General features: G+C 70.9%; 13 protein-coding genes and 1 pseudogene. 6 read left to right on the top strand and 8 right to left on the bottom strand.

Annotation, left to right across the window (positions count from 1 at the left end; translation table 11 throughout):
* Position 1: 1 nt before the first annotated feature.
* A complete protein-coding gene (locus tag ABDK56_RS10450) occupies positions 2-1,321 on the bottom strand; it encodes a replication-associated recombination protein A (protein WP_349808213.1) in 1,320 nt (439 codons plus the stop codon).
* Positions 1,322-1,452: 131 nt separating this feature from the next.
* Between ABDK56_RS10450 and ABDK56_RS10445 the strand changes: the two genes are divergently transcribed.
* The gene (locus ABDK56_RS10445) at positions 1,453-2,055 is read left to right on the top strand and encodes a PadR family transcriptional regulator (RefSeq protein WP_349808212.1); all 603 of its coding nucleotides are present in this window, start codon (positions 1,453-1,455) and stop codon (positions 2,053-2,055) included.
* On the opposite strand, the gene ABDK56_RS10440 is transcribed toward ABDK56_RS10445, so the two are convergent.
* On the bottom strand, positions 2,052-3,242 hold the full coding sequence (locus ABDK56_RS10440) for a glycosyltransferase family 4 protein (RefSeq protein ID WP_349808211.1): 1,191 nt from the start codon (positions 3,240-3,242) through the stop codon (positions 2,052-2,054). The genes ABDK56_RS10445 and ABDK56_RS10440 overlap by 4 nt on opposite strands.
* Before the next feature lie 76 nt (positions 3,243-3,318).
* Here ABDK56_RS10440 and ABDK56_RS10435 point away from each other — a divergent pair, with 76 nt between their 5' ends.
* Genes ABDK56_RS10435 through ABDK56_RS10425 form a run of 3 tightly spaced genes read left to right on the top strand, consistent with a single transcriptional unit; the run spans position 3,319 to position 4,662 of the window.
* Positions 3,319-3,831, top strand: coding sequence for a DNA-deoxyinosine glycosylase (locus ABDK56_RS10435; protein ID WP_349808210.1), 513 nt, complete (start codon positions 3,319-3,321; stop codon positions 3,829-3,831).
* The gene (locus ABDK56_RS10430) at positions 3,828-4,124 is read left to right on the top strand and encodes a hypothetical protein (protein ID WP_349808209.1); all 297 of its coding nucleotides are present in this window, start codon (positions 3,828-3,830) and stop codon (positions 4,122-4,124) included. The genes ABDK56_RS10435 and ABDK56_RS10430 overlap by 4 nt, the downstream gene beginning before the upstream one ends.
* A gap of 52 nt (positions 4,125-4,176) precedes the next feature.
* Positions 4,177-4,662 (top strand): sterol desaturase family protein, encoded by a 486-nt coding sequence (locus ABDK56_RS10425; protein WP_349808347.1) that lies wholly within the window; start codon positions 4,177-4,179, stop codon positions 4,660-4,662.
* A 79-nt stretch (positions 4,663-4,741) separates the two neighbouring features.
* Here the strand turns inward: ABDK56_RS10425 and ABDK56_RS10420 are convergent.
* The 3 genes and pseudogenes from ABDK56_RS10420 to crtY form a co-directional block, all read right to left on the bottom strand.
* Positions 4,742-5,554, bottom strand: a pseudogene (locus ABDK56_RS10420) (phytoene/squalene synthase family protein); the annotation flags it as partial.
* On the bottom strand, positions 5,551-7,011 hold the full coding sequence (locus tag ABDK56_RS10415; RefSeq protein ID WP_349808208.1) for a phytoene desaturase: 1,461 nt from the start codon (positions 7,009-7,011) through the stop codon (positions 5,551-5,553). The gene ABDK56_RS10415 and the pseudogene ABDK56_RS10420, both read right to left, overlap by 4 nt.
* Positions 7,008-8,150 (bottom strand): lycopene beta-cyclase CrtY, encoded by a 1,143-nt coding sequence (gene crtY / locus ABDK56_RS10410; RefSeq protein ID WP_349808207.1) that lies wholly within the window; start codon positions 8,148-8,150, stop codon positions 7,008-7,010. The genes ABDK56_RS10415 and crtY overlap by 4 nt, the downstream gene beginning before the upstream one ends.
* A gap of 47 nt (positions 8,151-8,197) precedes the next feature.
* Here crtY and ABDK56_RS10405 point away from each other — a divergent pair, with 47 nt between their 5' ends.
* Together ABDK56_RS10405 and ABDK56_RS10400 are read left to right on the top strand one after the other, a co-directional pair.
* A complete protein-coding gene (locus ABDK56_RS10405) occupies positions 8,198-8,998 on the top strand; it encodes a sterol desaturase family protein (protein ID WP_349808206.1) in 801 nt (266 codons plus the stop codon).
* A complete protein-coding gene (locus ABDK56_RS10400; protein WP_349808205.1) occupies positions 8,979-9,326 on the top strand; it encodes a DUF2141 domain-containing protein in 348 nt (115 codons plus the stop codon). Before ABDK56_RS10405 ends, ABDK56_RS10400 begins: the two co-directional genes overlap by 20 nt.
* Here the strand turns inward: ABDK56_RS10400 and bchO are convergent.
* Genes bchO through bchI form a run of 3 tightly spaced genes read right to left on the bottom strand, consistent with a single transcriptional unit; the run spans position 9,323 to position 12,731 of the window.
* Complete coding sequence (gene bchO / locus ABDK56_RS10395) at positions 9,323-10,189, bottom strand: alpha/beta fold hydrolase BchO (RefSeq protein WP_349808204.1); 867 nt, start codon at positions 10,187-10,189, stop codon at positions 9,323-9,325. The two genes, ABDK56_RS10400 and bchO, sit on opposite strands and share 4 nt — an antisense overlap.
* A gap of 2 nt (positions 10,190-10,191) precedes the next feature.
* Positions 10,192-11,733 (bottom strand): VWA domain-containing protein, encoded by a 1,542-nt coding sequence (locus ABDK56_RS10390; RefSeq protein ID WP_349808203.1) that lies wholly within the window; start codon positions 11,731-11,733, stop codon positions 10,192-10,194.
* Positions 11,730-12,731: a magnesium chelatase ATPase subunit I gene (gene bchI / locus ABDK56_RS10385; protein WP_349808202.1), complete on the bottom strand. Its 1,002-nt coding sequence runs from the start codon at positions 12,729-12,731 to the stop codon at positions 11,730-11,732. Before bchI ends, ABDK56_RS10390 begins: the two co-directional genes overlap by 4 nt.
* Positions 12,732-12,745: the final 14 nt, after the last annotated feature.

Raw genomic sequence — 12,745 nt, 5'->3', positions numbered from 1 at the left:
CTCAAGCGTCCGATTGGCGAATTTCGCGGCGGCGCTCGTCCCAATATTTCAGCCGCTCGGCGATCTTCGCCTCGAACCCGCGCTCGCTCGGCTTGTAGAGCGTCGCCGGCGCCATCTCTTCGGGCCAGTAGTTCGCGCCCGAAAAACCGCCCTCGGAGTCATGGTCGTAGGCATAGCCCGCGCCATAGCCGAGCTGCTTCATCAGCTTGGTCGGGGCGTTGACGATGTTCATCGGCGGCATCAGCGAGCCGGTGTCGCGCGCCGCGCGCCACGCCGCGCCCTGCGCCTTGTAGGCGGCGTTCGATTTGGGCGCGGTGGCGAGGTAGAGGCAGGCCTGGACGATCGCCAGCTCGCCCTCGGGCGAGCCGAGGAAGTCGTAGGCGTCTTTGGCGGCGAGGCATTGCACCAGCGCCTGCGGGTCGGCGAGGCCGACGTCCTCGCTGGCGAACCGGACGAGGCGGCGGAGCACGTAGAGCGGCTCCTCGCCCGCCACCAGCATCCGCGCGAGATAGTAGAGCGCCGCCTGCGGGTCGGAGCCGCGAAGGCTTTTGTGGAGCGCCGAGATGAGGTTGTAGTGCCCCTCGCGGTCCTTGTCGTAGACCGCGACCCGACGCTGGAGCAGCGCGGCCAGCCCCGCCGGATCGAGCGCGTCGGGAAGGTTCAAATCGAGCAGCGTCTCGGCCTGGTTGAGCAGGAAGCGCCCGTCGCCGTCGGCGCTCGCGACCAGCGCGGCGCGCGCGTCGGCGGTCAGCGGCAGCGATCGCCCGGCGGCGGCCTCGGCGCGGTCGAGCAGGGTGGTCAGCGCGCGCTCGTCGAGCCGGTGGAGGATCAGTACCTGTGCGCGGCTCAGAAGCGCGGCGTTGAGCTCGAAGCTGGGGTTCTCGGTGGTCGCGCCGACCAGCGTGATCGTGCCGACCTCGACGAACGGCAGGAAACCGTCCTGCTGCGAGCGATTGAAGCGGTGGATCTCGTCGACGAACAGCAGGGTGCGGGTTCCGTTGGTCGCGGCGGCCTTGGCCTCGGCGAACACCTTCTTGAGGTCGGCGACGCCCGAGAATACCGCGCTCAAGGCGACGAAGCGAAGCCCGACCGCGTCGGCGAGCAGCCGCGCGATGCTCGTCTTGCCGGTGCCGGGCGGCCCCCACAGCACCATCGAGGCGAGCTTGCCCGCCGCGACCATCCGCCCGATCGCGCCCTCGGGCCCGGTGAGATGCTCCTGCCCGACGACTTCGACCAGCGCGCGCGGGCGAAGCCGGTCGGCAAGCGGCGCGTCAGCGCTCGCGGCGGATGAATCGGTGGTCTCGGGAAACAGGTCGGCCATCGCTTCCGAAGATAGGGCGTGCGGCTGTGCACCGGAAGGGCGACGCTGCTCGCTACAAAGATATCCAAAAGATATATCTTGACCGTTCACCGACAAGATATATCCTAGACGCATCGAAAGAAGGAGAATTCATGTTTCGATTTTCACACGGAGGCGGCCATCGCCCCCACCACGGCGGCCCGCGCGGTCGCGGTCCCGAGTTCGATCCCGAGCGCTTCCTGCACTGGGTCGAGCGGCTCAATGCCGGCGAGCGCGGACGCGGTCACGGCCGCAGCCGACGCATGTTCGACGGCGGCGAACTCCGGCTCGTCCTGCTGAAGCTGATCGCCGACGAGCCGCGCCACGGCTACGACCTCATTCGCGCGATCGAGGCGATGACCGGCGGGGCCTATGCGCCGAGCCCTGGCGTGGTCTATCCGACGCTGACCCTGCTCGACGAAATGGGTCTCATCGAGGAACAGGCGAGCGAGGGCGCGAAGAAGCGGTTCGCCGCGACCGAGAGCGGCCGCGCCGAGCTCAAGGAAAAGGCCGAGGAGGTCGCCGAGCTGATCGCCCGGCTGACCGCGGTCGGGGAGGAGCGCCGTTCGTCGCCCCATCGCCAGCTCCACCGCGCGATGGAGAACGTTCGCAACGCGCTTCGCCACCAGCGCGCGCAGGGAATGTCGCCCGAGAGGGTCGAGGCGATCGTCGACCTGCTCGACGAGGTTGCCAAGAAGATTGAGCGGCTCGGCTAGCGAAGCCGGGGTGGCGCGTTGCCGAAACGCGACTTGAGCCGCTCGCGGCGCGCCACCAGCCGGATATAGTTGCGAAGCACCGCGTCGTTGATCGAATCCCAGTCGCGGTCCTTGGTATAGTCGAGCCCCGCCTCGCCGTGCGCGCGCCGCACCTCGGGCGCGGCGGTGTAATGGAGCAGCGCCTCGGCGAACCCCTCGACCTCCTCGGGATCGACCAACGTCCCGGTTACTCCGTCGAGCACGAGGCTCTGCGCACCGGTGGCGATCGCCGCGACGACCGGCAGGCCGCACGCCATCGCTTCCTGCGTCACATTCCCGAACGCCTCGGTAATCGAGGGATTGAAGAAGACGTCGGCGCTGGCCAGCGCGACCGCCAAATCGGTGCCGACCTGATGCCCGGCGAATACGGTGTCGGCGGGCATGTGCGCCTTGAACCAGGGCAGCGCCGGGCCATCGCCGATGACCAGCGCGCGCACCCGCGCGTCTCGCACCTGCGCCGCCTGGATCGCGGCGGCGAAGACATCGAGCCCCTTTTCCATCACCACCCGGCCGAGGAAGGCGATCATCACGTCGCCCGCGCCGATGCCGTGCGCCGCGCGCCACGCTTCGCTGCGGCGGTCGGGATTGAACTGGTCGCGGTCGACCCCCCGGCTCCAGATGCCGATGTCACGGCTCATCCGCTGTGCGCGCAGGATCGCGGCGGTCGATTCGGCCGGCGCCATGATCGCGTCGCAGCGGCGGTAGAAGCGGCGGAGCAGCGCACGCACCGCGGGCTCGAACAGCTCGAGATGATAATATTTGAGGTAGGTTTCGAACCGGGTGTGGACCGACGCCATCACCGGGATGCCGCGCTCGCGCGCCCAGCTGACCGCGCGATGCGCGACGATGTCGGGGCTCGAGACATGGACGATGTTCGGGGCGAACGCCTCGAGATCGCGCCGCGCCTCGCCGCTGAGCGAGATCGGGACGCGATATTCGGCGCGCCCGGGGATCGCGACGCTCGGCACGTCGACGAGGTCGCCGGTCGGCGGAAAGGCCGGATGCTCGACCACCGGCGAATAGACGCGCACCGCCGCGCCCTGCCGAAGCAAATAGCCGACCAGCCGGTTGAGCGCCTGGTTGGCGCCGTCGCGGACGTAGTTGTAATTGCCCGAGAAGAGGGCGATGCGAAGGTCGGACGGCTCCATGGCGGCGGGGGTCTTAGCCGGAGCCTCGCCCAAACGCCATCGGCTGCTGTCGGGGGCGGGAGACGAAGACGCGGCGATGATCAAACGATCGATGGACCCGGTCGGCGCGCCCAAGCCGGTGCTGCTGATCCTCGGCAGCCTGCCGGGGGAGGCGTCGCTCGCCGCGCAGCGCTATTATGCCCATCCGCAGAACCAGTTCTGGCGCCTGCTCGGCGGCGCGATCGGCGAACCGCTGGCGGCGCTCGACTATGACGCAAGGCTCGCCCGGCTCGCCGATCGCGGGATCGCGCTGTGGGACGTGGTCGGCGCGGCGCGGCGGGAAGGCAGCCTCGACGCCGCGCTTCGCGAGGTCCGGGCGAATCGGCTGGCCGACTATATCGCGGCCCATCCCACGATCGCCGCGGTCGGCTTCAACGGCGGCACCGCGGCACGGATCGGTCGCCGGGCGCTCGCCGGTGTGCCGCTCGCCATGCTCGACCTGCCGTCGTCGAGCCCCGCCTTCACCCGCCCGTTCGCGTGGAAGGCGCAAGGCTGGGCGCCGCTCGGCGCGCTTGCGCTTCCCGCCCGAGACGCCACATTGGCGCCATGAGCGACATCATCGAATCCGACGGCGACGACGACGAACGCCAGCTGACGATGGTCGACGAGGCGCTGGTCGCGGGCAATATCGCCAATACCAACGGGCTGCTGGTGATCCTCGCCAAGCTGGTGGCGAAGGGGATTTTCGACGCCGACGACCTCCACGCCTTTTCGGACAGCTATTCCAAGCCGCTCGACCATGAGAACATGCGCGAAAATGAGCTGATCGGGCAGATGCAGGACCAGATGGAGGCGACGCTGGCGCAGCTGATGCACTTCCTCAGCGACAGCAAGGGCGAGTGAGCCAGTGGCGTGGGTTTACGGGATCGCGGTCGCGCTGGCGACGGTCGCCTTCATGGAAGGCTTCGCCTACGTCGTCCATCGCTGGGTGATGCACGGCCGGCTCGGCTGGGTCCTCCACGAAAGCCACCACCGGCCGCGCACCGGGATGTTCGAGTTGAACGACCTCTACGGCGTCATTTTCGCGCTTCCCTCGATCGCACTGATCTGGATGGGGGTGCAGGAAGGCTGGGGCTGGCCGGCCACCGCGATCGGCGCGGGGATCGCGGGCTATGGCGCAATCTACTTCGGCTTCCACGACGTCATCGTCCATCGCCGCCTCGAGACCGGCTATGTGCCGCGCTCGTCCTACATGAAACGGATCGTCCAGGCGCACCGGCTCCACCATGTGGTCGAGAGCCGCGACGGGTGCGTCAGCTTCGGTTTCGTCTGGGCGCCCCCGGTCGAGGCGCTGAAACGCGAGCTTGCGGCGAGCGAGGCGGCGCGGCTTCGTCGGCCACGCGGTCCAGCGGCGGACGCGTCCACAGCCCTTCGCGGCTGACCCTTGGCGCGGGCAGGAAGCCCTCGCCCAGCGCCTCGATCACCAAAGCCAGCTTCTCCGCCTTGCCGATGCTGATCCGCTGGTCCCACGCCCGCGGGCCGAGCGCGACCGCGCGGGTCGCCACCTCGCCGTAAATGCCGGCCGCCGACAGCACCGCCCAGCGGCTGCGGATCGGCAGCCGCGCGGCGCCGACCTTGCTTGACCGGCGATAGAGGTCGGCGCGATCGGCGAGCCGGCGGGTGAGGTCGGCCAGCGCCTGGCGATGCGCGGGATCGGTCAGGTCGGCGCCCGCCAGCCCCGCCTCGGCCAGCCAGTCGGCGGGGAGGTAGCAGCGCCCGATCCGCGCATCGTCGACGATGTCGCGCGCGATGTTGGCAAGCTGGAAGGCGATGCCGAGGTCGCTCGCGCGGTCGAGCGTATCGTCGTCGGCGGGATTTACCCCCATCACGATCGCCATCATCACCCCGACCGCACCCGCGACCTGGTAGCAGTAGCTGAGCAGATCCTCCTCGTTCGCGGGCGACCAGCCCGCCGCGTCGCGCGCGAAGCCGGCGAGGTGGTGGTGGGGCAGGGCGGCGGAAATCGCGCACTCGGCGGCGACCAGCCGAAGCGCCTCGAACGGGACCAGTTCGCTCGGCTTTCCCGCAAGCGCCGCGTCGGTCCGCTCGCGCAGGAAGGCGAGGCGCGCGGCGGGGTCGTCGATCGGCCGCGCGTCGTGCCCCAGCGTCTGGCCGTCGGTAATGTCGTCGCACGCGCGGCACCAGGCGTAGAGCAGCCAGCTCCGCTCGCGCGTCTCGCGGTCGAAGATCTGGCTGGCGAAGCGGAAGCTTTTCGACCCTTCCGCGATCGTCTTGCCCGCCGCCTCGACCAGCGCGTCCCGCTCACCACTCATGCAAGCATCAGTCCCGCGGTGGCCTCCGCCGACCCGATCACCCCGGGAATGCCCGCGCCGGGGTGGGTCCCCGCGCCGACGAAATAGAGGTTGGATATGTCGTCGTCGCGGTTGTGCTGGCGAAGCCATGCCGACTGCCACAGCACCGGCTCGAGGCTGAACGCGCTGCCGAGGTGCGCGGCGAGGTCCGACTGGAAATCGTCGGGGGCGTAGTGGAAGCGGGTGCGCACGCGGCTGCGGATGTCGGGGATCAGCCGTTGTTCGAGCGTGTCGAGGATCGTCTCGGCATAGCGCTCGCCTTCCGCTTTCCAGTCGACCGGCGCCTTGCCCATGTGCGGCACGGGGGCGAGCGCGTAGAAGGTCGAATGGCCCGGCGGTGCCATCGACGGGTCGGTCGCGGTCGGATGGTGGAGGTAGAGCGCCGGGTCGGGGGCGAGCCGCCCGTTCGAATAGATGTCGCTAAGCAGCCCGCGATAGCGCGGCCCGAACAAGATCATGTGGTGCGGGATGTCGGGGAAATTGCCTTCAAGCCCGAGGTGGAGCACGAACAGCGAGGGCGACCAGCGCTTGCGCTTGAGCGCCTTCAGCCGCTTCGCGCCCGCCTCGCCAAGCATACGGTAGGTGGCGGTGAGGTCGGCGTTCGAGGCGACCGCCTCGGCCTCGCCGCGCCAGCCCGATTGGGTTTCGACCGCGGTCGCGCGACCGTTAGCGACCTCGATCCGCGCCACCGGGTCGCCCAGCCGCACTTCGCCGCCGAGCCGCTCGAACAGCCCGACCATCGCCGCGACCAGCCGGTTGGTCCCGCCGCGCGCGAACCAGACGCCGCCGTCGCGTTCGAGCTTGTGGATCAGCGCGTAGATCGAGCTGGTGGTCATCGGGTTGCCCCCGACCAGCAGCGTGTGGAAGCTCAGCGCCTCGCGCAAATGTTCGTCGCGCACAAAGGTTGAGACGATCGAATAGACCGATCGCCAGGCCTGGTAGCGCGCCAGCGCGGGCGCGGCCTTTAGCATGTCGGAGAAATGCAGGAACGCCTTGGTGCCGAGCTTCTTGTAGCCTTCGCGCCAGACGCCTTCGGAATAGGCGAGGAAACGGCGATAGCCGACGACGTCGTCGGGGTTGAGCGCGGCGATCTGGGCGTTCAGCCGCGGCTCGTCGTTGGTATAGTCGAACCGCACCCCGTCGGGCCACGACAGCGCGTAAAAGGGGTCGATCGGAAGCAGCTCGACGTCCTTGGCCATGTCCTGCCCGCTCAACCCCCATAGCCGCTTGAGGCAATCGGGGTCGGTGATCACGGTCGGACCGGCGTCGAAGGTATGGCCGTCGCGCTCCCAATAGTAAGCGCGCCCGCCCGGCTTGTCGCGCGCCTCGACCAGCGTGGTCTGGACCCCCGCCGACTGGAGGCGGATCGCCAGCGCGAGCCCGCCGAACCCGGCGCCGATGACAATCGCGTCCTTCATGCGGCGAAGATCGCGTGGAGCGCGCGCGGGATCGACACCGGCGGCTTGCCGGCGAGCGTGCGGAACTTGTCGAACGCGGTCGAGCGGCCCGAATACATCCGCTCGATCAGCGGTTCGGGGAGGCGGTAGAAGCGTTGGAGGACGCGGTAGCGCTGGTCTGGGCGCGCCGCGCGAAGCAGCAATCGGGTAAGCATCCGGTCGAAACGGCCTTGTCGCCAATGCGTTGCAGCGCGCGCGCGGCTTGCGGCGCCGAGCCGCGAGTCGAGCGGCGCCTCGCTGGCCAGCCAGCCGGCGAAGCGCACCGCGTCGGGCAGCGAATAGCTGGTCAGCGGGTGGAAGAAGCCGCCGCGCACCCCGGCGCGCGCGACCCGGTCTTCGGCGGGCCAGAAACGGTCGAAATCGCCCCCGGTCAGCACCGGAAGCACCCCCTGCTCGGTGCGCCCGCGCGCGCTCACGCGCCACCCCTGCGCGGCGGCATAGGCCTCGAGCCGCGCCTCGATCCCCGCGACATCGAGCGCCGGGTCGTCATGGTAATAGGTGTCCTCGACGAATAGCTCGGTCGGCGAGAAGGGAAGCAGGTAGACGAAGCGATAGCCGTCGTCCTGGTCGACCGCCGCGTCCATGATGACCGGCTCGGCGACCCCGTGACCGGCGGGAACGGTCAGCGACCGGCCGACGAATTTCTGCCAGCCGCCCTCGATCCCCGCGACCGGCCCGGTCAGCCCGCGCGCGTCGAGCACCGCGTCCGCGCTCAGCGTCTCGCCATCGTCGAGCGTCACGCGCTCGGGGCTCGCCGCGATCGCCGCGCCGCGCACCACCTCGACCTCGGCGCCGCGCACCGCCGCGTCGAGCCGTTCGCTCTCGATCGTGCGGTAAGGCATCACGATCCGCCGCCGGTGGGTCGGGAAGCGGACCGAGTAGGCGGGCCAGCGGTACGCGACCAGCGGATCGACCAGCGCATGGCCGTCGCGGTTGAGGTCGCTGTCGAAGAAGCTCCACAAATGATTGCCGCCGATGCTCGTCCCGGGCTCGACGATCCGCACCCGGACCTCGGGCCGTTTCGCCGCCAGCGCCAGCGCGCACAGCCCCCCGGCCAGCCCGCCGCCGAGGATGATCAGGTCGGGAGGGGCGGCGGCCATCGAGTCCCGCTCTAGCCGCGCGCGGCGCGCCCGCCTAGACTGGATGCGTGATCCTGGCCGTCCTTCTCTCAGCGCTGGCGATGAGCGCGATCGTCGCGGTCCGCTACGCGATTACCAGCGGGCTGTTCGCCTGGCTGACCGAGCGGCGCGTGCCCGGCCGGCTGGCGGGGCAGGGGCCGCAGATCCGGCGCGAGATTGGCTGGAGCCTCGCCTCGGCGGCGATCTACGGCATCCCTGCGGGCGTCGTCGCGTGGGGCTGGCAGAACCGCGGCTGGACGCGGATCTATGCGGACGTCCACGCCTTTCCGCTGTGGTGGATGCCGGTCTCGGTGCTCGCCTATCTGTTCGCGCACGATACGTGGTTTTACTGGACCCACCGGCTGATGCACCGGCCGTGGTGGTTCAAGCGGATGCACAGCGTCCACCACGACAGCCGCCCGCCGACCGCCTGGGCGGCGATGAGCTTCCACCCGTGGGAAGCGCTGACCGGCGCGGTGGTAATCCCGGCGCTGGTGTTCCTCGTGCCGATCCACGTCACGATGCTCGGCCTGGTGCTGACGGTGATGACGGTGATGGGGGTCACCAATCACATGGGCTGGGAGATGTTCCCCCGCGCCATCGTTCATGGACCGTTGGGAAAGTGGCTGATAACCGCCAGCCATCATGAGCTTCACCACCAGAAATATCGCTGCAACTACGGCCTCTACTTCCGCGTCTGGGACCGGCTGTGCGCGACCGACCAGGGGCTTGGCGCGTTCGCTCTGCCTCGCGCTCGCCACGCTGCCGCTGGTCGGGGCGGCCCCGGCGCCGGCGCTGCTGTCGGTGAACGTGGCGGGGCTGCGCGATAGCCGCGGGCAGATCATCCTCTGCCTGACCCAGCGCCAGCAGTTCATGAAATGCGACGACGATCCGGCGCGGATCAGCCGCAGCTTTCCCGCCAGTCGCGCCGGGCAGGTCGAGACGATCGCCCTCGCGCCCGGCGAATGGAGCCTGCTGCTGGTTCATGACGAGAACGGCAACGGCAAGCTCGACACGTGGATGGGGATCCCGAAGGAAGGCTTCGGCTTCTCGCGCAACCCGCCGATCCGCTTCGGCCCGCCGAGTTACGACCAGGTTCGCTTCGGCGTCGCCGCCGACGGCGCGCAGCAGCGGATCATGGTCAAATATTTGATCTAGCCGAGCGCCTCGGCGATCATCCGGGCGGCGGCCTCGGGGTCTTCCTCGTGCGCGAGATGGCCGAGCCCGGGCCAGTCGACGAGGCTCGCCGACGGTAGGCGCGACACCGCGGCGGCGACCGAGTCGCGACCGATCGCGGTGTCGCCCGCGGCATGGACGAACAGCGCCGGGTTGGCGATGCCGGGCAGGCGGCGGTCGAGCGCGCCGAGGTCCCAGTTGGCCATCATCTCGAGCGTCCCCGCGCAATGGCCCGCATTGCCGAACAGCGTCTCGTAACAGCGCAGCCCGGCCCGATCGATCGTCGAGCCGGTCGCGCGCGCCAGGAAACGCTCGGTCTCCCCCGGGGCCCGCGCCCGCGCCGCGAACAGCGCGGGGGCGACGGGGTTGAGGAACAGCAGCTTCGCCATCGTCGGAAACATCCGCGCGGCGAGCCCGGCGAAGGGCGTCACCGCCGGGTTGAGCCCGACGATCGGCTCCGCGAGCCGCCCATCCGCGGCCAGCTCGAGCGCGATCGCCGCCCCCGCCGAATGGCCGGCCACCAGCGCCGGCTCGACCGCCAGTTCCTTTAGCAGGTCGCCGATCGCCTCGGCCATGCCCGGAAGCGTCAGCCCGCGGCGAGGTCGTCCCCTGGTGAAGCCATGGCCTGGCAGGTCGGGGGCGATGACGGTGAAGCGCCGCGCCAGCCGCGGAATCACGCCCCGCCAGCTATGCGCCGAGGCCCCGGTGCCGTGGACCAGCAGGATGGCGGGACCCTTGCCCATCGCCTGCACGTGCCAGCGAAGCCCCGGCGTCGCGACGAAGCGGCTCGCCTCGCGGAGCGGCCAGTCGCGCCCCTCGACGTCCCAGCGAAGCGCGCCCGCCATCGTCAGGCGGCCGCCACCGCGCGCTCGATCGCCGCGGCATCTGCGCCGGGCAGCGGCAGGTAACGCGCCGCCATCTGGCTCGCCAGCCGCTCGGCCTCGGCGCGAGGACGCGGGGCGATGTCGATAAGCAGCGCTCCGACCCCCGACCGGGCGAGCGCCTTCGCCGCGCCTTCGGCATCGTCGCGGGCGCGCACGCGGCCCGCCGACCCGTCGATCGCGATGTTCGCGCCGCCGTCGGTCAGGAACACCGCCAGCGGCGACTTGCCCTGCGCCCGTGCGCCCTCGGCGAGCTGGCGGGTCAGCGCGATTCCCGCCGCGAGCGGCGATCCGCCACCGCCCGGTAGCGCGCCGAGCAGCCGCCGCGCGCGGGTGAGCGAGCGGGTCGGGGGCAGCAGCAGCTCGGCCCCGGTCCCGCGAAAGGCGATAAGCGCCACCTCGCTGCGGGTGACGTAGGCCTGCGCCAGCAATCGTTCGACCGCGCCCTTGGCGTCGGCGAGCCGCGCCACCGCGGTCGAGCCAGAGGCGTCGACGCAGAAGATGGTGAGCTGAGCCGCGCGCTGGTCGAAGCGGCGGATTCGAAGATCGTCCTTGCGGATTCGCAGAGATGACGAGGTCGCCCCGCGCAGCCGCTGCCACGGCGCGGCGGCGCGGATCGTGTCGACCAGCGCGAGCCGCGCCCCGCCGCGCGGCAGCCCCGGGCGCGATCCCTTCGGCCGCCCGCGAGTCGCTGAACGCGCCTTGGCCCCCGCGCCGCTGCCGCGCGCGCGGCGAAGCGTGCCGCCCGACAGCTGGGCGAGGAGGCGCGGCGGGATGGCGGCGGCGGTCGCGGCGACCAATCGCTCGCCCGCCTCGTCGGACCCGTTCGATTCGTCGGCGTCGCGCTCGCCCTCGGCGGAACCGGGCTCGGGCGGCGGCGGGGGTGCGGGCTCGGGCAGCCGGATCGCGCGCGGGGCGAGCACCAGCCGCGCCGCGGCCGCGAGATCGCCCGCTCGGGCGACCCGCGCCGCGAAATTGAGCGCGCGCACCGAATCGATCCCGAACGCGGCGGCCAGCGCGGCGATCGCCGTGAACGGCTCGTCGGTCGGCGAGGTTTCGTGGTGCGGCTGTTCGTCGGCGTCGAGGTCGAGATGGAAGGCGAGCCGGTCGAGCAGCGCCGACGCCACTGCCTCCTCCTCGCCAGTGCCGTCGTCGAGCAGGATCAGCAGCGGCGCGCCCGGCGCGTCGAGCCGCTGCGCGAGCTGCCCGGCCAGCGCGGAGTCGAGCCGCTCGGCCATCGGCACGACGATGACGCCGCCCTCGGCCTGCTCAAGCAGCCCGGTTTCGCGAACCGGGCGCCCGCTCGACAGGCTGGCGGCAAGGTCGATCCCGCCGGTCAGCCGTTCCTGGTCGATATGCGGCGGCAGCCGTCGCCACGGCGCGTCGGGCGGAAGCAGCGCGCGCAGTTCCGCCAGCCATTCGTCGCGCCCCGCGCCGCGAAGCACCGCGCCGCCGAGGCCCGGCGTGCCGGCGAGCAGTCGCATCGCCAGCCGCGCGTCGGGGTTCACCCGAACAGCTCTTCGCTCGCCCGCTCGATCCGCGCGGTCGAGCCGGTCTCGTCGAGCACATCGCGGCGGAGCCGGTGGCGAAGCGCCATCGGCGCGACCGCGAGCAGGTGCTTGCGCGCAACCGCCTTCGCGCCCTTGAGCGCCGCCAGCGCCCGCGCCGCGCGCATCAGCGTCAGCTCGCCGCGAAGTCCGTCCGCGCCGACCGCCGACGACAGCCGCGCCGCATCCTCGAGCACCGCGCGCGGCACCTCGAGCGTGGCGATCGCTTTTTGCCCGCGCGCGATCTGGTTGAGCACCTTGCGATCGTCCGCCGCCCACCGCTCGGCGAACGCCGCCGGGTCCTGCTCGAAGGCGGCGCAGCGTTCCATGATCGCCACCCGCTGGTCGATGTCGTCGGGGGTGCGCACCTCGACCGACAGGCCGAACCGGTCGAGCAGCTGGGGGCGAAGCTCGCCTTCCTCGGGATTGCCGCTGCCGATCAGCACGAAGCTCGCGCGGTGGCGCACCGACAGGCCCTCGCGCTCGACGACATTCTCGCGGCTGGCGGCGACGTCGAGCAGCAGGTCGACGAGATGGTCCTCGAGCAGGTTGATCTCGTCGACGTAGAGGAAGCCGCGGTGCGCCTTCGCCAGCAGCCCCGGCTCATAGGCCTTTTCGCCGAGCCGCAGCGCGCGTTCGAGGTCGAGCGCGCCGAGCACCCGGTCCTCGGTCGCGCCGAGCGGCAGGTCGACGAACGGCACCGGCTGCTTGCGGCTCTTGGTCGAATGACAGGGGTCGGGGCAGCTGCCCTCCTCGCCAGGCGCGCAGCCGAAGCGGCAGCCTTCGACTACCGCGATCGGCGGGAGCAGCGCGGCGAGCGCGCGCGCCGCGGTCGACTTGCCGGTGCCGCGATCGCCGAACACCATCACCCCGCCGATCGCGCGGTCGACCGCCGCGATCAGCAACGCCAGCTTCATCTCGTCCTGGCCGACGATCGCGGAAAAGGGAAAGCGCACCATGCGGCGGCGAGACT

This window comes from Sphingomonas sp. ASV193 (genome assembly GCF_040203355.1).
Classification (GTDB): Bacteria; Pseudomonadota; Alphaproteobacteria; order Sphingomonadales; family Sphingomonadaceae; genus Sphingomicrobium.
This window is presented reverse-complemented; position numbering and strand designations above follow the sequence as displayed.